This is a genomic window from Aureispira anguillae (assembly GCF_026000115.1).
Taxonomy (GTDB): Bacteria; Bacteroidota; Bacteroidia; order Chitinophagales; family Saprospiraceae; genus Aureispira; species Aureispira anguillae.
The window spans coordinates 5,459,443-5,484,807 of sequence record NZ_AP026867.1; the positions used below are offsets into that span (position 1 = coordinate 5,459,443).

Genomic DNA, 25,365 nt, shown 5'->3' on the forward strand with positions numbered 1-25,365 from the left:
AACAATACCTATAGATTCTCCAATTTCGCTTGCTTATCTGTACTTATTTTTAGGAGTTGCTACAATACAAAAAGCGCAAGCCTCCTTAACTTGCGCTATATAAATTGGGTGAATGAATCAAAAAATTGCCTATTATAAGAAAATCAAAAAATTTCAATTACCAATCAAAGTAGTACGAGGCTCTAATCAATAAAAAACTTAAGAACACTTTCTATTGTGAAAACCTATGGGCAGTATTTCGGCTTCACCTTCATGAAACATTTCTTCCTTTAGGTATTTAAACTCATCTATGTTCACAATATTTCGGTTTTTAAGCCAATCGAGGTTGTTCATTTTTTGATCGTAACAATCTACACAATCCCAGTATTTTTCAACTAAAAATACCTTTTGCCGCTCCAACAGCTCAGCCACAAATTCATCGGCTTGTTTTTTATTCCCCCCATCTCTAAAAAAGCCAATTGTACCATTATCCAGTGTATCTAAAAACAAAACCTCTTGCGCATTACGATAAACAATATAAAATAACAGAGCAGACATTAATACCCCCAAGATCGGTGGTACAATAGCAGTTATAAGCCCAGCACTATAACCAATAAAATTAGTTATAGATAACCAAAACAACACCGAAGCCGCTCCAAATAAAAAATAATTAGGTTGCCGTTTGGTTCTCTTTTCTCCAATAATGTCTTCGTATCGTAATTCCAATTCATAGCCACTCAACAATCCCATTTCTTTGAGGTGTAAAATACCATCCTCCAATCTGAATTCTTTTTCTTTCCAAAGTCTTTTTTGAGTCATCTTTCGATTTTCCATCATCAACGTTTTTGTTTTTAATAAAAAAGGATTGCATTAAGTATATTAGATCAACTTAAGTTTTTGTTTTTCAAAACATTTACTTAAACACCATACAACATTGATAAATAAAGAACTTCACCTAAACATTTGATTCTTTATTTTTTGTTTGTGAATACCTTATTTGGTTGCTTATTGTATAGTTAGGTATACGTTTTAATACATCTTTTTGTTTCACCAAAAACATTCAATTTTTCATTTTTTACACTTTTTTGTTAATTATTTTCAACTTGCTATCAACAAAAAAATGAGTCAGCAACAAGTACTGACTCACTTTATAATAAAAACGCTAAGATTTATTGGTTTAGGTTATTCTTTTAATAGGTCCAAAGATCATGTTCAAAATGAAAAATACCATCTTTTATTTTATCAGATTCTAACAATACCGCCATAGGGTCTGATCTATAATCCTTGATTCTACGATCATAAACATTTGATTCCTTAGTAATATAACTACCAAACAGACGAGCTTCAAAAACATCCTCCCAGCTCATTCTAGCAGCATCATTATGCGTATTAAAAGCCTCAGAGCGAGCAAGGGTTTCTCTCAACTCTGGATAATAAGTCCAAAACATTGGGCCAGAGTTTAAATAATTTCCATTGTCATCTTTACGATCAATAATAGGGGCAATTCCTAAAATTCGTACATCTAACTTTGAGGTTTCTTCATCAAAGAAGTAAACTTCCTTTACTCTATATTTCTGAATATCTTCATAATTTAACTCATTATGAACGATCTTCATTTCTTCTGAAAAATCTTCTGGTTTAAAAATAAAAATGGTGTCTGTTGTCACTCCTACATTAGCTGCTTCTCCTTGTGTCATTGGCTCAGAAAACTCTCCTCCAAACGAGTGGTGATATAATGTAATATCCCCTGCCTTAGCAGCATCTAACAAAATGCTAATAAAAGGCGTTTTTTCATCTTTGAAAATGTGATTCCTTTTTTCACGAATATCGATCAACCTCCAAACACGTTTTTCCCAGAATACATCTTTTTCATGAATAAAATCATAAGCAAGAATCTTTTTTTCCTTGTGCAAATAGCGATCATAAAAACCATCTCTAGGGGCTACACGCTCTACTTTTCCTGATTCTGTTACATTGGAATTTTGAGCATAGCTAACTGCACAAAACAAAAAGCAAAAACTCCAGACCAAAGCTGGTACTATTTTTTTCGTCATCATTGTTTTTAATTTTAATTTTAAGACAATGAGAAGTTCATGAGTAAAAGGCAAAGAAACTCTAGACTACTCTTTGCTCCCATAATACAACAGACAAAAAAGGTTACAGTTTTTTATTTAATCAATGCAAAATAAAATCAAAACTACCGAATAGTAAAGGTTAATCCACTCAAACGGCGACCAGCTTTATCGCCTGGGCACCTTGCTTTTACATTCGTAAAAATATATTGATCCCCTGGTTTAGCTCGGTCTATTACATTTCGAATCATGCCTCTAAATAAAGCCCCCTCTCCTTTTAGTTCAATTGGGTCACAACGTTTACAGACATAAAATAAGGTATAAGATTGCAGTTGGCAACTGATATCCATATCCATATTATCGGCCTTGGTTGTCAATCCTGGCTGTGCCCGAAACATTCCTGATTTCATTGTGCCATCACTCTTACCACCTAAACGAAGAATTGGATCGGGGAGCCGCTTGATTCTAAATTCAACTGCTTTGATTGCCCCTGTCTTTTTATCTTTCACCCTTATTCTAGCCTTTCCTAGCTTAGAACAAACAACAACATATTGCCCCTCGGTCGTCCTCTTATTAATTGTTATCCCTTCCTCTGGCAGCAATTCCAATTGATCATTGGGGATTCCCGAAGCAGCAACAGTAATGGGATTATCCACTCCAACATAAAATACATTCATTTTATCTGCTGCTACAGCAACGGTTCCATTACTAAAATCAGATTCGGACATTTCCAAAATGGTTCCTCCAATATTAAATTGCATACGATCGGTTCCAACTAATAAAAACCGTTCGACAATCATCCCAAAATTACTGGCTAATAATAAGATCAAAAATAGTGACCCACCTATTGTTTTTAGCGTATTCATAGTTTTAATAATTAGTTATTTGATAAATTTACATGCAATAACCACAACTAATTTATTGGAATAAAATAGGAATTTAGAACTATTTAATCTTAAAAGCTAAACCATTAACCCTTCGGGCAATTGCATCACCAGAACAACGTACCCTCACATTCGTAAAGGCATATTGATCGCCTGAATCTGCTCTGCGAATAAGATCCAATATATCTCCAATAAACTCTGTTCCCTCTCCTTGTAATTCAATAGGGTTGCAATTTTTACAAGTATAATAAAGTGTATAAGACTCAATTTTACAATTCACCCCCAAAAGATTTTCCCCTACAGTCAGCCCTGGTTCTGCACGAAATTCTTCTGACCCCATCAAACCATCCTTTCTTCCGCCTAAGCGTACTACAGGATCAGGAATCTGTCTGATTCTAAATTCAAAATTCTTTGTTTTTCCTGTAATTTTATTCTTAACAGTGATCGTTCCTATCCCCAATTTAGAGCAGGTAACCATATATTGTCCTGTATCATTTTTTTTGCGGATCGCAAGCCCATCTCCAGGTATCAATTTTAATTGGTTTTTTTTAACTCCTGATGCAACTACTGTAATAGGATTATCTATCCCAACATAAAGTACATTCATTTTATCTACGGAGATGGTCACCATTCCCTCTCCAAAATCAGCCTTAGGGGCATCTAATATTATTCCTGCTATATTAGATTGAGTGCGATCCGTCTCCACCCAAATAAGTCGTTCTATTATCATCCCCAAATTGCTGGCTAATAACAAGATCAAGAGTAATGATCCGCCTGTCGTTTTTAAAGTATTCATAATTACAATATTTTTATTTAATAATATTTTCTTAGCACCTTCAATACTAAATATAATTATACATAACTAAAAAAACAAAAACGTAATCACCTAAAAAACAACACAATAAAACAAGCCACATAAGAAAAATTGCCCAACAGTTCTTCTACCCAATTAAAACACCTAAAAGTTTTGTCACTATTTTAGTAACAAAACTCTTATTCTAAAGCTGAAATTAAGTAAAATGAATAATTGTAAATGTAACACATAATCCATTCTGCTTAATTACTCAACTTTTATCTTATTTTAAAATATAAGCTATTTGCTTTTCTGCCGACTTGATCTCCTGGGCATTTCACTTTTACATTAACAAAAGCATACTGATCTCCTGGCTTTGCCTGTTTAACAATTTGATTAATTTTTCCTTTAAAAGAACCTCCCTTTGCTTTTAAAGTCACAGGATCTTTTCTTCTGGGAGTATAATACAAGGTGTAAGAATCAATAAAACATTTTGCATCAAAATCAAAATTATCTAACCAAGCAATCAAGCCCAATTGTGCCTTAAATTCTGCGGCTGTAATATTTCCAGTTTTATGGTTGTTGGGATGAAAATCACTATTGATACTAGTACTAGACATCAATATGGTACTCAAAATCAACAAAATACCCAACGCTATTTTTTCTAATGGTATCATAATTAGTAAATTTTAAACAAAAGAAGGGCGATGCTGTTTGTTCAACAGCACAACCTTCTCTCGACATTCATTATTAAATTTAAAGGTCTATTAATGACCAACTATTTATAACATTACTCCGTTAAAAACCACATGACCCCAGCTATGCTGGCGCATAAGCGATAATGCCTAGCCCCCTAGGTAAAAGCAAGAAACTATCTCATGAGCAAAGCGCATTAACTAATCCACGGAGTATTATTATAGAAAAAGTCTTATCTAATGGTAAAAGACAATCCATTTACACGACGAGCTACCGTATCTCCTGGGCACTTAGCCTTCACTTCTGTAAACGCATAAGAATCCCCTGGTTTTGCTTGTTTTATAGCTATTGCTACTTTACCAGAAAAACGACCTCCAGTACCTTTTATTTCTGTAGGATCTTCTCTTTTTCTAGTATAGAACATGGTATAGCTTTGAATCTTACATTTAGCTCCAAAATCAAAATTTTCTAAGATTGGCAACAAGCCCAACTGAGCTCTAAACTCACCAGAATTCATAAGGCCATCTACTTTTGTCCCCAACTTTACAATTGGATTAGGAATGCGTTTTACTCGAAATTCAAAATCGGTTTTAGCCAAGCCTCCACCTGATAACGAAACGGTCGCCTTGCCTGGTCTTGACACTCTAATGGTTCGTTTAGCTCCAGAACCTGTCATCGTTCCTCCACTACAAGCCACCTTTAGTTGTGCAGAAGGTACTCCTGCTGCTGTAACCGTAATTGGATTATCCACCCCAATATAAAATACATTCATTTTGTCAGCAGACACCGTTGCGGAACGCATTCCTACCTCATATTCAAAAACACTAGTCCCTGTTTTTACTTCTCCCGTCAAAGGATTGGTCACTTTACAGCCCAAGGTTAATTTTTTGCTACCTGTAGCAGTTGTATTTTGAGTCAAAATAGCTTTTCCATCTGCCCCAATCTTCAAAGGTGAACCATTAACGGTTAGTTGAATATTTGAAGGATCAAGCTGCGAACTATAAGAACCTAAAGAAATTTCTGCTTTAAATGGCTCGCCTTTAATCACATAAGATTTTTGAGCATTAATCACAGGAAAAAATTGATCTATCTCTATTACCTTTCCTCCTGCCACAGCTGTTAAATCATTAACAATAGCCGCCTCTGTACTTTTAGCATTCGATTGAATTTGACTCAACAGGGGTAACACCGCAGCCAAAGGCATTTGTCTAAATTTAAAATCAGCCCAACTTTTTTTATCACTATGCTTCCATTCTTCTCCAATTTCTAAGGTAATGTTCCTTTCTAAATTTTTAATCTTATTTTCAATTTCCTCTGCACTTAAGTCAAAATTGGTTCCATGCTCTCGAAGCAACTTAATATAAACCTCCAATAGATGTTTTTTGGATGTCGTAATTTTTTGCTCTAATTCATTTCCTTTTCCTCCATCAACTAAAATACGAGTCGTAATGTCTTTATTTTTTTTACCCTTAGGAACTTTATGCCCATGGCTATCGATATAATCGCCATCGTCATGTTGACCATTCATATCCCCACCTTCGTCAATCAACAGATCTCTGATTTCATTGATATAAGCAATTAATCCTTTGGTCGTATTACGAATGTCATCAACAGCAGGTGCAATAGGTTGAAATCGCTGTTTGGAGTCATCTTTTAATAAAGCATCCAAACTATTTTCAGTGATATTCAACTGTTCATTTACAATGTCCATAGAATGCTGATTTCCCTTATCCAAAGCAAAAAAAGCATTTATTATTTCGGCAGATACATTAAGTGCTAACATTGCCGTAAGCACTAAATACATTAAGTTAATCATTAGCTGTCTTGGTTCTTTCGGTATCGACATAGTTTTTTGTTTTTAATGAATAAATCGATGGTTTAGACAGCCAAATATTTCCTTAGAAGTGATTCGCCTCAAATAGAAAGACCTATTTCATGAATAAAAATCACTACGGTGTAACACCTAACTTTTATAGATGCTCCCAATTGCTTTCGTACAAAAACGCAACAATCAACAAACTAAACACACGTATCTTAGGTTGTAGGGTTCCTGTTAATACATTTCAAAAACGAATTGTTTGTTATTTATTTTTCATCCTTGTACAATCTCATAATGACATTTCAACAAAAGGTTACAGTTTTAAATAAAAAAAAATTGCCAACTTGTTAATAACAAGTTGGCAATTTTAATAAGTAGTTGCTTATTTATACTAGGCTATTACTAACCCATATCGTGTCCATAAGCTATTTTAGTATGACCAAAGATCATGCTCAAAGTGAAAAATTTGCTCTTTGAGTTTATCAGATTCTAATAACATATCCATTGGATTTGTTTTATAATCTTTAATTCTTCGATCATAAACGTTAGATTCTTTAATAATGTAACTAGCAAACAATCTTGCTTCGAATACATCCTCCCAACTCATACGTGCAGCATCATTGTGAGGATTAAAAGCTTCGTGGCGAGCCAAGATGTCACGCAACTCAGGATAATAAGCCCAAAACATTGGTCCTGAATTTAAGAAGTTTCCGTTATCATCTACACGATCAATAATTGGTGCAAGACCTAAAATACGAACGTCCAAAGTTGAGGTTTCTTCATCAAAGAAGTAAACTTCCTTGATACGATATTTCTTAATATCTTCAGGGTTTAAATCGTTAACTACTACTTGTACAATCTCCTCAAATGTTTCAGGATCAAAAGTAATAATTGTATCTACAGAACTACCAATATTCTGCATTTCTTCTTGAGTCATTGCTTGAGTAAACTCATCATCAAAAGTGTGATACAACGTAATATTGCCAGCTTTTGCATGTTCTAAAAGAATAGAGATAAAAGGCTCTTTTTCATTTTTGAACGCATGATTCATTTTTTCACGAATATCTATCAAACGCCAAATTCTTCTCTCCCAGAATACATCTTTTTCATGTATAAAGTCGTAAGGAATAACTCGTTTTTCTGTATATAGATAACGATCATAAAAATTGTCTCTTGGTTTAACTTGATCTGTATTGCCAGACTCTGTTACATTAGGATTGTTTTCATCAACTTGAGCCCAGACAGAAGTAGGTGTTACTACTGTTAAAACTAGTCCTAAAACGAAGAATCGTAAAAGTTTAAGATTCACATTCATCAGTTTAATCGTTTTGAGTATTACCGAATAATAAAATTACAAAAAGTTGGTTGCTTACGTGTTCTTATAACGCAAAACAACCAACTTGTATTTTATCAATCTCAAAAAAATCTGAAATTATTTTACTTTAAAAGCTAAACCATTCACACGGCGACCAGCTTTATCACCTGGACATCTTGCTTTTACATCTGTAAAGGCATATTGATCACCTGGTTTTGCTTGACGTATAGCCGCTGAGACTTTACCAGAGAAACGTCCTCCTTTTCCTTGTATTTCTACAGGATCTTGACGTTTACGAGTATAGTACAAGGTATAAGATTGAACTTGGCATCTTGCATCAAAATCAAAATTATCCAACCATGCAGCCAAACCTGGTTGAGCTTTGAACTCTCCAGATCCCATCAGACCATCTGTTTTCTTACCTAAACGAACAACAGGGTCAGGAATACGTTTAACACGGAACTTAAATGGAAATGATTTTCCATTCTTTGTATCTTTTACAGTAATAGTTGCCTCACCTGGTCTATCTGCTGTAACTGTATAATTGGTACCAGACTTTTTAGTCAATTTACCACCAGTCATAGAAACCTTCATAGCAGAAGTAGCTACACCAGCAGCTGCAACAGTAACAGGGTTTGGTACACCAATATAAAATACATTCATTTTATCAGCAGATACGTTTACAGAAGGCTGTCCTACTTCGTAAGAAAACTCCTTTGTAAAAGTTTCTGTTTCACCAGTTAATGGGTTGTTTACAGAAATCTTTGCAGAATACGTTTTTTGTCCTACAGAAGAACCTCTTGCGCTATATTTAGCTTTTCCATCAACAATTTTTAAGCTAGAACCACCTACAGAAACAGAAAACTTAGCTTGAGAAGAATAAGCACCAAGTGCAATATCAGCCTCATAAGTTTCGCCCAACAAGATGTATGGCTTAGAAGATTGAGAGAATACGTCAAATTTATCGTAGTTCAACTCTAGTTTACCCATTTGCCCAGCCAAGAAGTTAACAACAGCAGATTCTGAAGTTCTAGCATCGTTTTGAAATTTACGAAGCATCGGATAAATTGCCGCTACTGGCATGTGACCGAATGTATAATCTGCCCAAGTTTTGTTTTCGTGAGCTTCTGCATTGTAATTTTCAGAACTAGTTAGCGTCATTTCAGCCTCTAGTGTTTTTAGAGCTCCTTCTTTTTTAGTAGGATCGGCAAAAATAGTTCCTTTGATTCCTTGACCTTCCCATAGTCCTGCAACGAAATCTAAATAAGCCTTTCTCAAGTCCAAAATCTTTTGCTCAAGAACTTCTCCTTCTGGTTGTTTTTTACCTTCACTACCATAGTCACCAGATACAAAAATACGTTGTGGCGTATCTTTGTCTTTTTTACCTCTTGGTTTTCCAGCTAATTCTGGATGACCTTGGTCAGCAGCTTCTTGGTCAGTATAAGCTCCACCAGATTCTTCTATCATACGCTCTCTCAAAGAGTTGATATATTCATCAAAACCTGTAGTAAGCGTTTTTGCCTCTTTCGCTTTATCTACCAATGGTTGGTATTGAGTTTTTGTTTTAGCAGTTTCTTCCATAGAAGTGATAACACCACTTACAGAATGTTCTACAATTTTATTATTTTTCTTTATACCCTTATCAAGCATAAAGAACGCATTTATGATCTCAGCTGATACATTTAACGCTAACATAGCTGTCAAAACCAGATACATCAGGTTAATCATCAGCTGTCTTGGTTCCTTAGGAATTGACATGCTTTACTTTTTTTGTCTAATTAATATTGTTTTTTGCCTCTAAACAGCTCTATATTCATTGGGTAAATATCAATTGAGCACAAAGCTGTTTGAATATCAACTACTGCTTAAAAAAGAATCAATTATCCTTTCATAGCAGATAGCATACCACCATATACTTTGTTGATGCTAGCTAAGTTAGCATTCAATGTTTTAACATTTGCTGAGTATTCTTTGATAGAATCAGCAGAATCAGCAACAGCAGCAACACCTTCCATAGCATTTACAACACCACCATATACTTTATTCATATCAGACAAGTTACCATTCAATGTTTTCAATTCTTCTCTGTAAACGTTTACATCTTCAGCAGAATCAGCAACATTTTGAATAGCATTAGAAAGAACAGTTACAAATTTACCAGTTTCTTTAGTTAATTTTCCTACATCATCAAAATCAAGACCAGCAAAGATATCCAAGCTCTTCATTGTTTTAGACATAGTTTGTAGCTCAGAAACCATTTTAGTTTGTTGAGATTCCAAAGGAGAAACAGCTGTTTTCATTCCATTAACGGCTTCAATCAATGCTGCATTTTGGTCAACTTTAGAAGGACTATTTACTGCATCAACATTATCTGGCAAGAAAGCAGACATATCAGCTCCTGCTTTATCCAAACCTGGGTATAATTGTTCCCAATAGTAATCTTTGTGAGGAGGTAATACCCCTAGCATCAAGAATAGGCATGCCTCAGTAATTAGACCTACTGTTAACATTTCAGATGCATATGGCCAGCTTTGAATCTTAAAAAGTGCCCCAACAAGTACTACTGCTGCTCCACAACCGATAATAAGATTCTTTACATAAGCAAAGCCTGAAGAATGTATGAAACTCATGTTTAAAAAAGTTTAAAAAGGTTATATAAAATATAAAATAAAGGGTCTCTAGAAAGAATTCGGGTGGTGTAATTGTTCTAGTGATAGAACATCACTTTCCAAAAACTTTCGTAAGTATAACACTATTTTATATAAAGGTTACACTTTTTGAAAAAAAAAAAAGATTTTTTTTTTCAAAAAAATCATGTAGGAAACACATTAGACCTTCGATTTATAAATAGATCAAGCTATTTATCCAAATAATATTCCGCAATTTTTATTCTAAAAAGTTTCTTATCGTTTTATCTTAAAAAAACACTTGCAAATAGTTTTTTTTTCAACAAAAAAAGAACAAAACATAACAATAAGATAACCAATATTTTACATATAAAAACAGAACAACATAAGAACATGCATCTGATTTACCAAATAAAAATAGTCCTCAACTCCCGATCTTCATTATGTTGTTTTTTTTGTAATTAATCGCAAAAAATTAGTCACTTCTCTGAATCACTAATCTTAAAAAATGAACGAAAAAAACAAAGACTAATTCTGATTATTCTTCGTTTTTATCTTAGAAAATTGCGACAAGCAAGCCCATAAAAAACAAAAAGCCGTATTGCTTACTAAAAGGCAATACGGCTTTCTATTTAATGCATTTAATCCCTAGTTAAAGTCATTCATTGAACGACCTAAGAAAGTTAAAACATTACGGAAACCAATGTATGATTTTGTAGTATCTTGAAATTCGTAGTGACGAGTACCTGTTTGGATATAATACATAATATCTTTCCATGAACCACCACGTATTACTTTACGTTTCCAAGCAGTAGGATCTTCGTTTTCAACATCAAAGCGAATATCTGGTTGCAAATCATGCAAGAAGGCATAAGCGTTTTCATAATAAGCAGAAGAAGTCCACTCTGCTACATTTCCAGACATATTAAACAATCCATAATCATTTGGAAAATAAGCATCTGCACGTACTGTATACAATCCACCATCCGCAGGATAATCACCACGTCCAGGCTTGAAGTTTGCTAACAAACATCCTTTTGCGTTACGTACATAATAACCTCCCCAAGGGAAAGGTGCCATATCGTGACCACCTCTAGCAGCATATTCCCACTCATGCTCTGTTGGCAAACGGAAATCTTCTGTATTTACATCTTCGAAATTATTCCAAAGATTGGTACGCCAATAAGAAAATGCATTTGCTTGCTTCCAAGCAATACCTACAACAGGGTAATCATCGAAAGCAGGATGCCAGAAATAATTACGAGTCATTGGCTCATTGTAAGAATATGAGAAGTCACGAATCCAAACCAAGGTATCTGGATAAATTCTAGTTGCATCTTTTTTGATATAGTCAGAACGATTGTGCTTTTCTTTTGAGTGTCTATTGTAGTCATCAGACCAAGAGAAATCTTGTGCTGCTGCTTTCCAATCGTACCACTGATAGTCAAATACTAGTTGGCGAATATCTAGGTTTCGAGAACTACCAAACTGCTCATCACCTTGATAAAACATTCCATCTAATTCTCCACCAGCTTCATAACTCAATTCTTGCTCCCAATCTACCCCTTGAATTCCACCAGGATATTCTTTAGTATGTCCAAGTTGAGTATGAGCAATAGAATCTCTAACCCACTCTACAAACTGACGATATTCATTATTGGTAATTTCAGTATCGTCCATAAAGAACCCTTGTATAGAAATTTGTTTTGGGCGTTGAACCAAAGCGTGATTTACGTCTTGATCACTTGGTCCAATATGTAAAGTTCCCGAAGGAACATATTGCATACCATATGGTTGGATAGGTTTCCAGGTTGGTCTGTCTAAGATACCCGTCAACTGACCGCTATCTACCTTTGCACATGAAGCAAAGAGTAGGGTAATAAATAAAATAGCTAAATTTTGTTTTTTCATGTTCGCACCCGTGTTTAAAACCGTTTTCTTAAAAAAGCACTAACTATATTTTTTTGGAAAGGCGACCGTAAATATAGCTGTAAAAAAGTTAGTTATCAAATAAAAGGCTTGTTTCTTATCAGACAAGGCAATTTCTGATATTTATTGTAGAAACGTGTTTTGATTACTAACGGAAATAATAGTCTTCTTATTATCTATATTCTTAAACTTTCAGTATTTTTTTTTGTGAAATTATAAAAATCTAGGGTTATAGATAATTTTTGAAGGGATTTCTTTGCCAATTTTTTTGTTAAGATTGTAATTTAGGACTACTTCATGTGATCCACTATTGTAAGATTGTAAACTTCCAACAGACAAATCGTAAGAATAAGCCAACATTATATTTTTAGTAATTTGCATCCCTACAACAAAGATCAAAGCATCTGCTGTATGGCTATCATACCCTCTAAACGCCAATCCTCCAAAAATATTGTTGTTCCATTTTAAAATTACAGCAATTTCGGGTTGAAATTTCACAAAATCAGCTTTTAGTAAAAAAGAGGGGTGCAAATCAAACTTATCTGACAACTTGATATTGCCTGTAGCAGTAAAAAAATAAGCTCGACGGTAGGTCACAGATGCATCCGTAGCCAATTTTAAGGTAGGTTGTGTTAAATTAATGGCAGACAGTCCTAGTTCAAAAAACTTATGTTTATAATAAATAGCTGCATCTAGGCTAAATGAAATCCCCGATTCTTTTATGTTTGGCACATTGGGGTCATTGTGATTGACTCCTTGTTCGTAATTCCCATCGGGTGTCAATAATAGGCTCCCATCCAAATTCTTTTGCAAAAAGCGTCCTGCTGCTCCCAACGATAATTTTCCAGCCTTTCCTAAATCAATAATATAACTATAAGATCCTCGAATAGAAAGATCTTTATATGCTCCTATGGCATCGTATTCAAACCCTAGTCCAATTCCACTGCTAAGGTATTCAATTGGTAAGTGTGCATTAAAATTAACACTTAGGGGACTTCCTTTAAAACCAACCCACTGTTTGCGAAAAACACCTGTCATACTCAACGATTCATCCAGACCATTATAAGCATTGTTATAAGCGTATTTATTGAGCATATAAAGCGAATATTGTGCAGGTTGTTGTGCCCAACTCAATGTTATCCCGCCCAATAAAAAGCAGCTCAATAAGATGTATCTAAGTCTTTCCATAGTAGTCTATTCTAATCATTTAGCCTATTAAATATCCCAAGCAGGCAGCCAACAAAAAAAGCAATACCACCTGCCACCAAACAATGGGCTTATTGGGTTTGCGTAAAACACGTCTAGGGGGCTCTGTTTTTTCGGGTTCTGTCTTATTCTTTTCAGTAGCAGGAACAAGGCTTGGTTGCCAATTTTTTATGACCGCAATAATTTCTCCACAATTGTTCCAACGCACTTCTTTTTTTCTTTTCAGACATTTTTCGACAATTCTCTGATAAGGTTGAGGGATTTGATCCATCAAACCCAATTCCCAATCCTTAGTTCCAATTATCCGTTCTTGAATTTTTGCATTAGGCAAACTAGCACTTTTCTCCCCAAAAGGCAACCTTCCTGTCCACAATTTGTACAACAAAACACCATAAGCCCAAATATCTGAACGAAGATCTAAAGGCGCTTCATCCTCTAATTGTTCTGGCGCTAAGTATTCATAGTCCACAAAAAAAGCCAATGGAATTTTTGTTGGACTCCCATAATTGATAAACTTAGGCACATAATTACCAAAGTTTTCTTCTAATAAGATGTGTTGTGCGGATAAGTTTTGCCAAACTACCCCCTGAGCATGTAAGTAATATAAGCCATCTAGTACCTGATCGGCAATTAATTTTTTATCCTCGTCTGACAACGCCCAGTGCTGATTCAAACTCCCCATTTTAACCAAAGGCATGACAGCAATATTCGTAACCATCCCCTCAACAAAGCGATAACTCGTCTCATAGGGTAGCAAATTAACATGCTGCAATTCTTTAGCCTTCTGATAACGTTCCTCAAACAGCCCTTTATCAAAATTAGGGTGTACTTCACTACACTTGATGGCCCATTCTTGATTGCGCTCCTTTTCAATACCTTTATAAACGCTCCCGAATTTTTTTTGGTCAAGTGATTCGGTTTGATCTATTTCATATTTTTCAAAAAATTCCCTTAGGGTATTTATTGACGCTTGTTCCTTCATCAATCTTATTTATGTAATTTAGCCCAGTCCCCTGTAATCGCTAATGTTAGTCCTGGCACTTGAATATTAACAAATAACGTTTGCCCAGAAGGCGAAAAGCAGACTCCTGCAAACTCAGATTTATACCCTATATTTTCTGCAATTTGGTAAAACTTACCCGTTGTTGTAATTCCAAAAATTCTAGGTTTAATGCCATCTTCACAAAAAACGACATCGCCCCAAGGCGCTACCGTCAAATTATCACAATATCTCAAGACAGAGGTATCGTTAGGTTCTGCGTATAACTCTACTCTAGGATAATACTTTTTATTGTTTTCTTTTGAACTCCCTTCATACGGACTAGGAATGTATTTAAAAATCTGTCCTGTTTTGGTCTTCCCTCCATTTGTACAAGCAAAATAAAGTTCTTGATTGCCAAACCAAATTCCCTCCCCTCTTGCAAAAAGCGCACAGCCTTTAGCATGTCCTCTAATCCTTAAATCATCTTTTTCTGTATCTACATCTTCTAAATCAACCCACTTCACAGCATATTTTGTCCCCTGCTTCAATGTAGTTTCCGTCCAATTTCGGGTATCCATTCCTTCTTTCCAAACAAATGCCAAAGCTTGGAGTTTACCTCTTTTGTGCAATTGGCCTTTTACTTTAGGAATAAATCGATAAAATAAGCCATCGTGTCTATCTTCGGTTAAATAAACAATTCCCGTTCTTGGATCAACGGCTACTGCTTCATGGTTAAACCTCCCCATTGCTCGCAAAGGCACTGGATATTTAAGCTTTATATCCTCTGTGGCGGGCACTTCAAATACATAACCATGGTTTTTAGCATGTGTATCATCCTTGGTATGTACATATTCTTCACAAGTCAACCAAGAGCCCCAAGGCGTAACTCCTCCTGCACAATTTCGAGCAGTTCCCGCCAAACTCATAAAAACCTTTTCTACCTGCTGTGTTTTTTCGTTATAAATACTAGTAGTCGTTCCCCCTAAATGCGGATACTTACCATAGCCCATATCAAAGACTCGCTTTTGATTGACTTTATGCAAATGTTGGTTGCTATAGCCAAAAGGCGAATCTACCAAATACCCTGGCGAATTTTCATGATTTCTAATCAAAATTACTCGACCATTTTTTCCTTCAAAGGTTCCCATTCCATCACCTCTCCCTGGCAATAAAAGACCATCGTGCATGGTGGCTCCTTTTTTTGCTATAATCTTAAAAGAAAACCCTTTGGGTAATTTAAGAATTCCTTGCTCCTCCAACTGCCCATAGCCATCAATCAACAAATCATGTTTTAATTCATGCGCAAATGTTTGCAAGCCCGAAAAGCCCAAACTTACAGCCCCCATCATTTTTAAAAAATGTCTACGTGTCGATTTCATTTATTTTGTTTTTCGCTTAGTTTTTATAATACTCTGTTGATTTTAAATTCTATATGCTTTTTTAGCACTTTCTATTTGTTCCTCTTCTGTTGTCTCCTTGTATAAGATATATTTAGGCGCAACAATAGGTTTTACTTCTTCTACAGTAATTGCTGTGATTGTTGCAAAAGGAAACATTCCTCCTGTCATCTCAAGCAATATTTTTTCCATTGTTGGAAATTCAGCATCCATTTTTTTAACAATCCTTGCTTTTCCTTTGACCTGAAATCCTTTTTGTACCAAAATATCAATAAAGCTCACACAAACATGGTTGTTTTGCTTGATGTTTCAAACGGTTTGGGGCGAAGCGATATTTGCCACAATGATTTGATTTGTTCCATAATAATTGAAAATTTCTTTTGGTGAAACATTCGGGATGCTTTCTACCGATGTAGTAGCAAGCCAGCACAACACACTTTTATCGATGGACGCTTTATGTTCGGTTGTTAGTTCCATATTTTTCGATCTTCTTTTTCTTAAAAAAAAACTTCCTTATTACAAAAAGGAGAATGGCTAATACCATTAAAGATAACAATTGAAATTTCCACCTCCAATTACCAACTTGTTTTTCTGCTTCGCTCAAGTCAATTACATTTGCCCAAACAATAAAAACATCGGCAATCGGTTCCAATCCAAAAACATATTTTTTTTGCTGTTTATGCGTATAAGCAACCCCAAAACATTCAATGCTATTGCGCAATACTATGGCTGTTTCTATGTCCTTATAGCGTGCCATTGTTCGTTGACCTACTAAAGAAGCAGCTCCTCCAATATCCAGTATCACGGGACCTGAATCGACATCTTCAAGCCCTGTTGTATCCATTCTATATTCTCTAATGCCCACGAGCCCAAATCGATTATCTAGAAACTGTTTTTTATACTTTTTAAATTGTTCCTGTGCAAACTTAGCATCTATTTCCAACAAAAAATTCAGCATTAAGCTTTGAGAACAGCCCCTTGCGCCTTCTCTAACTGCTGCGTTTTCGTATTCTACTTCATGAGGGATTAATTGGGTGGCAGGATCTAACTTTTCCTTTACCTGTTGTATCCATTTTTTTATGAATAAATCATATTTAGGCTCTAAATTTCGATTATACAAAGCCAAGGAAGCCACCGCTACCATATTATCTGCTGGCCAAGCTAAATCTACATAAGATGCCAAATAAACTTTTGAAGTTGTTTGATAAGCGGTATAAATAGCAGCGCACTGCTGTTCAAATTGAATGCGATCTACGGATTCCCAATTTTCAGAATTCTGAAGCGCTAATTTTTGACCCAACAAGTAATTTTTCCAGCCCAAATAAAAAATTCCTCTTTGGGGTTGAATAGTATGGGGAAACAATTCTTGTGCATAACTGCGCTCCAATTCCTCCAATGCCCAGTCTATTTCCTGCAATCCTTCTAATCGGATAGGATGTCCTGTTGGCAGGTTGGCAATAAAATCGCACCAAGCCAAACCATACAAAGCATTAATAAAAATAAACCCTTCGGGATATTGATTTTGCGCCTTCTCTCCCCCATCTTTGTGCAGGTAATTTTTAAGATAATTGAGCTGATGTCGTACGTCTTCATTAATAGTTGCCGTTTCATTTTTGACATACGTTGGCGTATAATACAATCGAACATTGAGATAAGCAATCATTCCGATTAGCACAACAAATATAACATAAGAAATTAGTTTACAAAGGGATAATAATGGTTTTAGGAGTTGCGTCATTGGTTCAATTGGGTTGAGTCTATTCTATTATAATAGCTAGCTATTCTAGTTTTAATATTTTGCTTTATATTCTGATAAAAGAAACTATAATCGTAGAGGTGATAATTTCCTTTTCCCATTGGCATTTGCAACGCTACTTGATTGGCGGGTTCGTTTATCCTTAGGGCACCATCTCTGATTGCAGCATCGCAATAATATAAGATGATTTCATCCTTTTTGGTATGCTTGTTATATTGCAAAGCGCCCAAATTTTGGTTTTTGGAAACATACGAGGTATCGGTTTTCCAAGACAAAGGATTTACGCATATAATTTTTTTGCCTGCACTGACCTTTTCAACCAAACTTAGTTTTGGGGCTTGCCCCTCTGTATTCCAAGAAACAATACATCCCGTTTGAGTAGCCGTAGAACAAATCTCAATAACATTAGAATTAAGAACATAATCTTCGGGAATGGGCCAACCTATCACATAGCCAATTACCAATTGGGTTCGAATAGCCGAATCTTGTAAAATTTCTGCCAACAATTTTTGACTGTGATAAGCGCCTTGGCTATGCGCTGCAAAAATAAAAGGACGACCTTGGTTGTGGTGTTCCCAATAATAATAAAAAGCATTTCTCACATCCTCATAAGCAAGTTCCAAGGCTTTTTTTCCATTGTCTTTTTTATCGACAAAAGAATAAAATATAGCTTGCCTATACTTAGGTATAAACATTCTACCCGCATCATAAAAGACACTTGCCTGATAATTAATGGGTAAAACCTTGGTTCTCCAATTAACATGCGCATCGTCAAGGTCTTGATTCCAACCTTTGCCTACAATATAAGTTGTTGGATGTAGATAAAAAACATCAACCTTTTTGTCAGCATCTCGCCTAGCCCATTGGTGCCAACTTTTATTTTTTTGATAGTCAGGAGGAGCAGGAATTTTATGTTCATTAAATTTCTTGGCTGGTTTGATAAATACCAACAAAGATAGACGACTACAAGAAGTTAAACACCAGCAACTCCCCACGAACAACAGTAGTTTTAAGATGAATTGTGTCATAGCTTTTCTTTCAATTAAGTACTAGAATACTTTTCTCTCATTTCAATTCTTCTTATAATAAGAAACGAAAATGTTAAATTCTTTAAAACTGTCAAAAAGAGTACTCAATAACCTACTCCTTAGATTTATAATTTTTGTTTATTCCATTACTCCGCTAGAAACCCGAACCCAGCTTGCTGGCTCACGAGTGATAACGAACTATAAGTGAAACGCTCACGACCGCAGGGAGCTAACTGCATGGCTTGGTACAATGTACCAAAGCTAAGCCCACTAACAGAGCCGCACGATCATAAGCAAAGCGCACTAACTAAGCAGCGGAGTATTATTATTTGTAACCTTTATTTTAAATAAAAAAACATCTAATCTTATCCAATACTTTCAGGTGATTAAATATTTTTGTTGAAATATTTAATATTTTTTTTGTATCTTCCCGCTTAAAAATTAATTCAATTTACATTACTTTTCCTCTAATTTCTATTATTATGTCCTTCTATCAAAAGATCAATCAATTGATTAACCAATGCACAGAATACCAAAATCACGTTGATCTTCATGAGTTGTGGTTTGTAGAACCTTATCAGTCTACCTACTTAGCCATCAATAAAGTGCTAAAAATTTATACGGATAAAAAATTAGATATTGAAGCACTAGCAGCAGGAGAACAAAGTGCTCCAGGGATGCCCAATCTAACGCCAGCACGAGCAGAATACTATCAACTAAAGGAAAAGGTTCCTGCTTTTTTGGCAAGTGGTACAAAGTATTATTATTATTTACAAACCTACAAGATTGCCTGCATGCACCTCATTAAAACCTTTAGTTATTCCAACTTTAAAGGGGATTGGGAAAAAATACGAACATTGGGCGATTGGATGCATGCTATACGTGGACAACAAGAGCAACACAACGCTGCATCTTCTATCCAAAAAAGCATAAAGGACATTAAAGAGCTTGGGGATTTTGAAGCACTTGATGAGCAAGGTTTACAGCAATTAGAAGAAGAAGTGCGCAATATTCAAGCCTTATTAGCCAAAGAGCCAAACTTGCAAAGTGAATTGGACATAGATGATCTTCAATTGTTCAAAGAGGCAGCAGAATACATCAAAACCAACGAAGAATTGTTACAAGGGCTTCCAGAACTAGAGGAGGAATTTTTATTTGATGAACCTCCTGTTTTAGAAGTGATTGCTTATCGTTGTAGACAATTAACCGTTTTAGTCGATGATTTTCCTGAAAATTATAGTTATGAAACCGAAGTTGTTGATTTAGCCGCTTTCAAAAAAGAACTAAAAGATAGTTTTGATCTCAACATCAATGTTTGTGAGGATATTTACCTATCCATGCTTCAATCATTGGGCTCTTATCAAAATCCAAGGATTAAGACCTTTTGTCAAATGCTCCATCAGGCATTAATTCCTTTTGCAGATGAAGATTTTTTGTTAAAAAAGTACGGCGATGCTATTTTTGCCAATTACTTAGAAATAGATCAAGGCATTCCTGATACCATTGACCTAGAAATGCACTTGATGATAGCCGTTGGTGATATTCAAGATTCAATTTAACTAATCAAACAACCTCCAAGAAATCCCCAAACGAACAACAAAATTAGTCACAGGATGCCGATAAGCTGTAAAGTAATTGCGCTGATACACAAAGTGCAATAAGTTTTCGGCTCGAATAAAAAATCTAAATTGCCAAATTCTAAAACTTACATAAGCATCTAACCTTGGGTCAAGGCTTGTGGTAAAACTATTTTGATTGTAAAATGCTCCTGTCAACGGTGCATATCCATCCGCTTGATAAGGGGTATGGTAGTAAAATGACAGCCCAACTTTTGCCAACATTGCTCGTTTGAATACATAACTTTGTAGATATAGATTATGCTTAAAAAGAAGCTGAGGAATTCTAAAGTAATCTCCTCCTGCCAATACGGGTTGCCAAACAACTTGGTTATCTAAGTGCACTTTCCATATTTTAAAATCCCCCTGTAGTTTTACCTGTAAAATATTAACAGACTCTGTTGCTTGATGTACTTCGCTAGAATCGTAATACGTCCAATTGGTTAAGGTATGATTGAGTACTTCGCCTTTAAATTGTAGCCCCCATTGCTTTTTATCAATCTTATAGGTATAACTGCCTCCAAAATTAAGCTCTTGAATTTGCCTAAATAATAGATTGTTGTCCCAGACCTTATCCCACGAAACATACAGTTGGCGATCAATAAGGTTGGGCTGATAACGTTGAAATAATGCTTGCCCCTCCAAATAACCTAATTTTCCCATATCGTAACCCACTCGCCCTTTTAAAGAAAAATCTAACTGCCGCTCTGCCCAAGTTAATTGACCTTCTACCCTGTATTTAAATTTAAATTGAGGGTTGTTTTGGGCAACCAAACCGACTGATATATTGTGAATATTAAAATCAATGGGTTCTTGATAAACGGCATTCCAACTATGTTTCACATAGGCCTTTACCCAAAGTGGCGCCGAGGTCAAGCTCCCCCCTATTGCCTGTCGAAAACTCAATTCATTTTCTAATAATTGATGTCGAATAAAATGCCGTATCCCTCTTGGATTAACACTCGCTAGCCCATACCAACTTCCATCTGTTGGAGGATTGGTATCAAAATACTTGTATCGGTTAAATTGATACGTAATCCGATGACTCCATTCGTTACTAGCGGCTGTATTCGTTCCCAAAGAATCTACCCTATTGTTGTACAAAAAATGAGTATAACTTACTTCTGTTAGATTGTAATGGGTACTGGCACTTGTGCTTCGAACATCTTGATTTGCCAAAAAATCATCCGTCAGCCCACCCAAGGTATCCACTATTATTCCACCATTATTTTCATGCTTAACAGCATTGGTTATAAAGTTGAGATAACCATGGTATTTTGACTTATTGGAAAAATAACGCAAGGTAAAACCTACATTCTGATTGCGGAGTCGTTGATGTTTAAAAAAGCCAGTTTGATTGGATAAATTATATTGTAATGCCAAATAAAAATTGTCGCTAAACTTATGAGCAAAATCAGCTTTAACTAAATTATTTTTCTGGTTAATCTGAGAATAGTACAAATCGGTATAAGGGCGATTATCTTTTATGTTATAGTATTTAATATCCTCCCTATGCAATCGATAATTATCAAATTGATCCAACCCCACTCTAAAACCTCCTTTTAATTTAGGTTGGTAAAGAACATCAAAACTAGGGGTAGCCAACAAGCCTCCCAAACTAATATACCAGCTTGCATTATTCCAAGTTGGATCAACCGTTTCAAATTCATGTAAACTAGAATCTACCTGCAATAATTCTGTTGGATTGGTTAAGTAAGAATAATAGACTTTTGTCGTATCTCCTATAATCTTAAATTTGTTATTCCTTTTAGAAGCAATTTTTTGTTGTGCACTTAGAAAAGAAGTTCCTGCCAAGAAAAAAAGCAAACTGGTAAGTACAATTATTTTCAAGCTACTCAATAAGTTATATGTACAATTGATCAATGTTCGTCTAGATTAGATTATTATCCAAAACCCCAAATTACATAGTTTTCAATAAAATCTAGCTTTTTTGAGCAATAGCTAACATTACTTTAGTAGATTTTAACAATGATTATCAAAAAATAAAGGCTCGTTGAAAACTAAATCTATTTTTTTTCAAAAAAAGCAGCTAAAAACTTGTTTGGTAATAAAATAATTCCGTGGTTTGTATTTAGAAATGAACAAATTAACTCCACATATCATCTTACCCACACAACGACCTCGACGACGCTAGTCCTTGCAGGTTTCCTACATCGTTTGTTCCATTTTTTCTACCTTCTTTTTCTTTACTACCATCATATAATCTAACGTCATGCATCTGTATGTTACCACATACCAAACTCAAGCTACCCTAAGCGAACTTTGTTGTGTCACTCGACGACAACGACCGCAGGGCCGACGATGCATTTCTCGACGATAGTACCACCTAACAGTGTTGGTTTCATTCACCTGCCACAATAAACTTACCAATAAGTTTGTTGTGCAATTCCTACAACCTAAGATCAACACACAAGATTTTCAATTGGTACATAATCAAATCAAAATAAGTATTAATTAAATTTATATTTTTAATATCATTTTAAAATGAACCAGTTTGTCATCACACTAGCAAATAGCCAACACTATCACTATGCTTCGGATATTTGTAACCTAATTCAAGAGTCCTCAAAAGTCCGTGGTACAGGAATTGCAGGGCGAACGCCCCAACAAGTTCTGCAAAAGATGCAGGAGAACAAAGGAATTATTGCATTAGCAAACGGGCAATTAGCTGGTTTCTGTTATTTTGAAGTTTGGGAAGATAATCAATTTGTCTCTAATTCGGCATTGATTATCCATCCTCAATTTCGACGAAAAAACCTAGCACGCCTGATCAAGGAATTCGCCTTCAAAACAGCAAGAGAGCGCTATCCAGACGCTATTTTATTTGGCTTAACAACCAGTTTGCCCGTTATGAAAATCAACAGTGAATTGGGACTCAAACCCACTGTATTTTCTCAGCTCCCACAAGATCAAAACTTTTGGGAAGGTTGTAAAAGCTGCGTCAATTTTGACATCCTATCTAGAACACAAAAGCAACATTGTCTCTGTGTCGGGATGCTTTTTGACCCTAAAAAAGAACAACATTCTATTTCTAATATCAAACAACCATCAACTATGAAAGTCGTACTTGCATTTAGTGGAGGATTAGACACGTCCTTCTGTGTTCCCTACCTCAAACAGGAAAAAGGACTTGAGGTCTACACCGCCACTGTTAACACAGGCGGTTTTGACGATTCAAGTCTAAAAAAGATTGAAGCACATGCTTATAAAATTGGGGCAAAAAAGCACAGCACACTTGAAGCCACTTCAACGTATTATCAACAATGCATTAAATATCTCATTTGGGGCAATGTATTAAGATACAACACCTACCCACTTTCGGTTAGTTCTGAACGTTTTTTTCAAGCCATAGCATTGGTAGATTATGCCAAAAAAATTGGCGCAGAATACATTGCCCATGGCTCTACAGGAGCAGGAAACGACCAAGTAAGGTTTGATTTAGCCATTCAAATATTAGCTCCTGATATAAAAATAATTACCCCGATTAGAAGTCTCCAACTCAGCCGTCAAGACGAGATTGATTACTTAAAAAAACAAGGCATTCAAATGGATTGGGAGAAAGCAACGTATTCCATCAATAAAGGCTTGTGGGGAACAACTGTTGGGGGTAAAGAAACCCTTACTTCTCATCAGAATTTACCAGCTAGTGCTTATCCTTCTCCGCTTACTAAAACAACACCTGAAACCCTCTATATCCATTTCAAGAAAGGAGAAATAATAGGCATCAATCAACGTTTTTTTGACAACTCTATTGCTGCTATTCAAGCCATTGAAAAAATGGCTAGCGCATTTGCCATTGGTCGAGATACTCATATTGGAGATACTATAATTGGACTAAAAGGAAGAGTAGGTTTTGAAGCTGCCGCTCCACTCATTATTATAAAATCACATGAATTGTTAGAAAAACACTGTCTCACTAAGTGGCAAATTTATTGGAAAGAGCAGCTTGCTAATTGGTATGGAATGCTGTTGCATGAAGGGCAATATTTAGATCCCGTTATGCGTGCAATTGAAGCATTTATGGGAACCACCCAAGAGACTGTTTCTGGAACGGTAGAAGTGCAATTGCATCCCTATCGCTTTGAATTAGTTGGAATCCAATCGGATCATGATCTCATGCAAGCCAAATTTGGTCAGTACGGAGAAAGCAATCAATTATGGACCAGCGATGAAGCTGTCGGTTTTATCAAATTACTATCCAATCCAATCAAATTTTATCACCAAGTTAATGCCTCTGCATCCAAAGATATTATCTATGAACACTAAACCAATTAAAATAGGCATTTTTGGTGGAGCTGGCTATACAGCAGGAGAACTACTGCGTCTATTAATTCATCACCCTTTGGTTCAAATTGAATGGATTCACTCCAACAGTCATGCAGGGCAAGCTGTCAGCACGGTACATCGTGATTTATATGACAATATTCAGCTCCATTTTTCAACAGCCATTACTCCTCAGGTAAATCTTGTATTTCTCTGTGCAGGGCATGGTCGTTCTAAAATGTTAATCTCTGAGTATAAACTGGATCAATATCCTATAAAAATTATTGATTTAAGCGCTGACTTTCGAATGGCTTCTGCTCAACATAGTTTTATCTATGGTTTGCCAGCATTAAACAAAAACCAAATTAAAAAGGCTGACTACATTGCTAATCCTGGTTGTTTTGCAACAGCCATACAATTAGCGTTACTTCCATTGGCAAAAGCCCAATTATTATCAAAAAAGGAAGTACATATACAAGCTATTACAGGATCTACTGGAGCAGGACAAGAGCCCAAACCTACGACTCATTTTAGTTGGCGACAAAATAATGTTTCTGTTTACAAGCCATTTGTTCATCAGCATTTAGCAGAAATAAAACAAAGCCTTCAACAAGAAGCAAAAGAAAGTGATCTAACGATCAATTTCATTCCCATTCGAGGGGCTTTTAGCAGGGGAATTTTTGCTAGCATTTATTTGGATAGTAAGCTAACAGAAGCAGAAGCACAACAACTTTTTGAATCCTATTATGCTACTGCGCCTTTTGTCTATCTAACAACGCAAAATCCAGATTTAAAACAAGTCGTAAATACCAACAAATGCCTTATCTATCTACAAAAGCACCAAGATAAGTTATTCATCATTAGCGCAATTGACAATCTATTAAAAGGCGCTTCTGGGCAAGCCGTTCAGAATATGAATTTATTATTTGATTTCCCAGAAACAATGGGGTTGCAACTCAAAGCCACTGCATTTTAAAACTAT

20 protein-coding genes are annotated in these 25,365 nt (G+C 35.6%); 3 read left to right on the top strand and 17 right to left on the bottom strand.

Annotation, left to right across the window (positions count from 1 at the left end; all coding sequences use genetic code 11):
* Window positions 1–198: 198 nt before the first annotated feature.
* The 16 genes from AsAng_RS21435 to AsAng_RS21510 all read right to left on the bottom strand — a co-directional run bounded on the left by AsAng_RS21435 (window position 199) and on the right by AsAng_RS21510 (window position 18,483).
* Window positions 199–816 carry a hypothetical protein gene (locus AsAng_RS21435; protein WP_264789144.1) on the bottom strand — a complete coding sequence of 206 codons (618 nt, stop codon included), beginning with the start codon at window positions 814–816 and terminating at the stop codon, window positions 199–201.
* Window positions 817–1,169: 353 nt separating this feature from the next.
* Entirely contained in the window at window positions 1,170–2,036 is an 867-nt protein-coding gene (gene porN / locus AsAng_RS21440; protein ID WP_264789145.1) for a type IX secretion system ring subunit PorN/GldN, read from the bottom strand.
* Window positions 2,037–2,176: 140 nt separating this feature from the next.
* Window positions 2,177–2,917, bottom strand: coding sequence for a GldM family protein (locus tag AsAng_RS21445; RefSeq protein WP_264789146.1), 741 nt, complete (start codon window positions 2,915–2,917; stop codon window positions 2,177–2,179).
* A gap of 79 nt (window positions 2,918–2,996) precedes the next feature.
* The gene (locus AsAng_RS21450; RefSeq protein WP_264789147.1) at window positions 2,997–3,731 is read right to left on the bottom strand and encodes a GldM family protein; all 735 of its coding nucleotides are present in this window, start codon (window positions 3,729–3,731) and stop codon (window positions 2,997–2,999) included.
* A gap of 275 nt (window positions 3,732–4,006) precedes the next feature.
* Entirely contained in the window at window positions 4,007–4,405 is a 399-nt protein-coding gene (locus AsAng_RS21455; RefSeq protein WP_264789148.1) for a GldM family protein, read from the bottom strand.
* Between the two features lie 251 nt (window positions 4,406–4,656).
* A complete protein-coding gene (gene porM, locus AsAng_RS21460; protein WP_264789149.1) occupies window positions 4,657–6,270 on the bottom strand; it encodes a type IX secretion system motor protein PorM/GldM in 1,614 nt (537 codons plus the stop codon).
* 403 nt (window positions 6,271–6,673) lie between these two features.
* Complete coding sequence (gene porN / locus AsAng_RS21465; RefSeq protein ID WP_264789150.1) at window positions 6,674–7,558, bottom strand: type IX secretion system ring subunit PorN/GldN; 885 nt, start codon at window positions 7,556–7,558, stop codon at window positions 6,674–6,676.
* Between the two features lie 117 nt (window positions 7,559–7,675).
* On the bottom strand, window positions 7,676–9,316 hold the full coding sequence (porM, locus tag AsAng_RS21470; RefSeq protein ID WP_264789151.1) for a type IX secretion system motor protein PorM/GldM: 1,641 nt from the start codon (window positions 9,314–9,316) through the stop codon (window positions 7,676–7,678).
* A 122-nt stretch (window positions 9,317–9,438) separates the two neighbouring features.
* On the bottom strand, window positions 9,439–10,188 hold the full coding sequence (porL, locus tag AsAng_RS21475) for a type IX secretion system motor protein PorL/GldL (RefSeq protein WP_264789152.1): 750 nt from the start codon (window positions 10,186–10,188) through the stop codon (window positions 9,439–9,441).
* Window positions 10,189–10,833: 645 nt separating this feature from the next.
* On the bottom strand, window positions 10,834–12,096 hold the full coding sequence (gene porK, locus AsAng_RS21480) for a T9SS ring complex lipoprotein PorK/GldK (RefSeq protein ID WP_264789153.1): 1,263 nt from the start codon (window positions 12,094–12,096) through the stop codon (window positions 10,834–10,836).
* Window positions 12,097–12,327: 231 nt separating this feature from the next.
* A complete protein-coding gene (locus AsAng_RS21485; protein WP_264789154.1) occupies window positions 12,328–13,302 on the bottom strand; it encodes a PorP/SprF family type IX secretion system membrane protein in 975 nt (324 codons plus the stop codon).
* Window positions 13,303–13,321: 19 nt separating this feature from the next.
* A complete protein-coding gene (locus AsAng_RS21490) occupies window positions 13,322–14,302 on the bottom strand; it encodes a protein kinase domain-containing protein (protein ID WP_264789155.1) in 981 nt (326 codons plus the stop codon).
* 5 nt (window positions 14,303–14,307) lie between these two features.
* The gene (locus AsAng_RS21495) at window positions 14,308–15,681 is read right to left on the bottom strand and encodes an alkaline phosphatase PhoX (RefSeq protein ID WP_264789156.1); all 1,374 of its coding nucleotides are present in this window, start codon (window positions 15,679–15,681) and stop codon (window positions 14,308–14,310) included.
* A 42-nt stretch (window positions 15,682–15,723) separates the two neighbouring features.
* Complete coding sequence (locus AsAng_RS21500; protein ID WP_264789157.1) at window positions 15,724–15,981, bottom strand: hypothetical protein; 258 nt, start codon at window positions 15,979–15,981, stop codon at window positions 15,724–15,726.
* Between the two features lie 172 nt (window positions 15,982–16,153).
* Complete coding sequence (locus tag AsAng_RS21505) at window positions 16,154–17,437, bottom strand: hypothetical protein (protein ID WP_264789158.1); 1,284 nt, start codon at window positions 17,435–17,437, stop codon at window positions 16,154–16,156.
* Entirely contained in the window at window positions 17,434–18,483 is a 1,050-nt protein-coding gene (locus AsAng_RS21510; protein WP_264789159.1) for a DUF3089 domain-containing protein, read from the bottom strand. Before AsAng_RS21510 ends, AsAng_RS21505 begins: the two co-directional genes overlap by 4 nt.
* 482 nt (window positions 18,484–18,965) lie before the next feature.
* On the opposite strand from AsAng_RS21510, the gene AsAng_RS21515 reads away from it, so the two are divergent.
* Window positions 18,966–20,042, top strand: coding sequence for a hypothetical protein (locus AsAng_RS21515; RefSeq protein WP_264789160.1), 1,077 nt, complete (start codon window positions 18,966–18,968; stop codon window positions 20,040–20,042).
* Here the strand turns inward: AsAng_RS21515 and AsAng_RS21520 are convergent, their stop codons facing one another.
* Window positions 20,043–21,950 carry a putative porin gene (locus AsAng_RS21520; protein ID WP_264789161.1) on the bottom strand — a complete coding sequence of 636 codons (1,908 nt, stop codon included), beginning with the start codon at window positions 21,948–21,950 and terminating at the stop codon, window positions 20,043–20,045. It lies immediately after the preceding gene.
* A 654-nt stretch (window positions 21,951–22,604) separates the two neighbouring features.
* Between AsAng_RS21520 and AsAng_RS21525 the strand changes: the two genes are divergently transcribed.
* Both AsAng_RS21525 and argC read left to right on the top strand, forming a co-directional pair.
* Window positions 22,605–24,386, top strand: coding sequence for an argininosuccinate synthase domain-containing protein (locus tag AsAng_RS21525; RefSeq protein ID WP_264789162.1), 1,782 nt, complete (start codon window positions 22,605–22,607; stop codon window positions 24,384–24,386).
* The gene (argC, locus tag AsAng_RS21530; RefSeq protein ID WP_264789163.1) at window positions 24,376–25,359 is read left to right on the top strand and encodes an N-acetyl-gamma-glutamyl-phosphate reductase; all 984 of its coding nucleotides are present in this window, start codon (window positions 24,376–24,378) and stop codon (window positions 25,357–25,359) included. The genes AsAng_RS21525 and argC overlap by 11 nt, the downstream gene beginning before the upstream one ends.
* Window positions 25,360–25,365: the final 6 nt, after the last annotated feature.

Bases quoted from the DNA above. Each gene is read 5' to 3' on its own strand.
- AsAng_RS21435 (WP_264789144.1), bottom strand. From the start codon at position 816: ATGATGGAAAATCGAAAGATGACTCAAAAAAGACTTTGGAAAGAAAAA.
- porN (WP_264789145.1), bottom strand. From the start codon at position 2,036: ATGATGACGAAAAAAATAGTACCAGCTTTGGTCTGGAGTTTTTGCTTT.
- AsAng_RS21445 (WP_264789146.1), bottom strand. From the start codon at position 2,917: ATGAATACGCTAAAAACAATAGGTGGGTCACTATTTTTGATCTTATTA.
- AsAng_RS21450 (WP_264789147.1), bottom strand. From the start codon at position 3,731: ATGAATACTTTAAAAACGACAGGCGGATCATTACTCTTGATCTTGTTA.
- AsAng_RS21455 (WP_264789148.1), bottom strand. From the start codon at position 4,405: ATGATACCATTAGAAAAAATAGCGTTGGGTATTTTGTTGATTTTGAGT.
- porM (WP_264789149.1), bottom strand. From the start codon at position 6,270: ATGTCGATACCGAAAGAACCAAGACAGCTAATGATTAACTTAATGTAT.
- porN (WP_264789150.1), bottom strand. From the start codon at position 7,558: ATGAATGTGAATCTTAAACTTTTACGATTCTTCGTTTTAGGACTAGTT.
- porM (WP_264789151.1), bottom strand. From the start codon at position 9,316: ATGTCAATTCCTAAGGAACCAAGACAGCTGATGATTAACCTGATGTAT.
- porL (WP_264789152.1), bottom strand. From the start codon at position 10,188: ATGAGTTTCATACATTCTTCAGGCTTTGCTTATGTAAAGAATCTTATT.
- porK (WP_264789153.1), bottom strand. From the start codon at position 12,096: ATGAAAAAACAAAATTTAGCTATTTTATTTATTACCCTACTCTTTGCT.
- AsAng_RS21485 (WP_264789154.1), bottom strand. From the start codon at position 13,302: ATGGAAAGACTTAGATACATCTTATTGAGCTGCTTTTTATTGGGCGGG.
- AsAng_RS21490 (WP_264789155.1), bottom strand. From the start codon at position 14,302: ATGAAGGAACAAGCGTCAATAAATACCCTAAGGGAATTTTTTGAAAAA.
- AsAng_RS21495 (WP_264789156.1), bottom strand. From the start codon at position 15,681: ATGAAATCGACACGTAGACATTTTTTAAAAATGATGGGGGCTGTAAGT.
- AsAng_RS21505 (WP_264789158.1), bottom strand. From the start codon at position 17,437: ATGACGCAACTCCTAAAACCATTATTATCCCTTTGTAAACTAATTTCT.
- AsAng_RS21510 (WP_264789159.1), bottom strand. From the start codon at position 18,483: ATGACACAATTCATCTTAAAACTACTGTTGTTCGTGGGGAGTTGCTGG.
- AsAng_RS21515 (WP_264789160.1), top strand. From the start codon at position 18,966: ATGTCCTTCTATCAAAAGATCAATCAATTGATTAACCAATGCACAGAA.
- AsAng_RS21525 (WP_264789162.1), top strand. From the start codon at position 22,605: ATGAACCAGTTTGTCATCACACTAGCAAATAGCCAACACTATCACTAT.
- argC (WP_264789163.1), top strand. From the start codon at position 24,376: ATGAACACTAAACCAATTAAAATAGGCATTTTTGGTGGAGCTGGCTAT.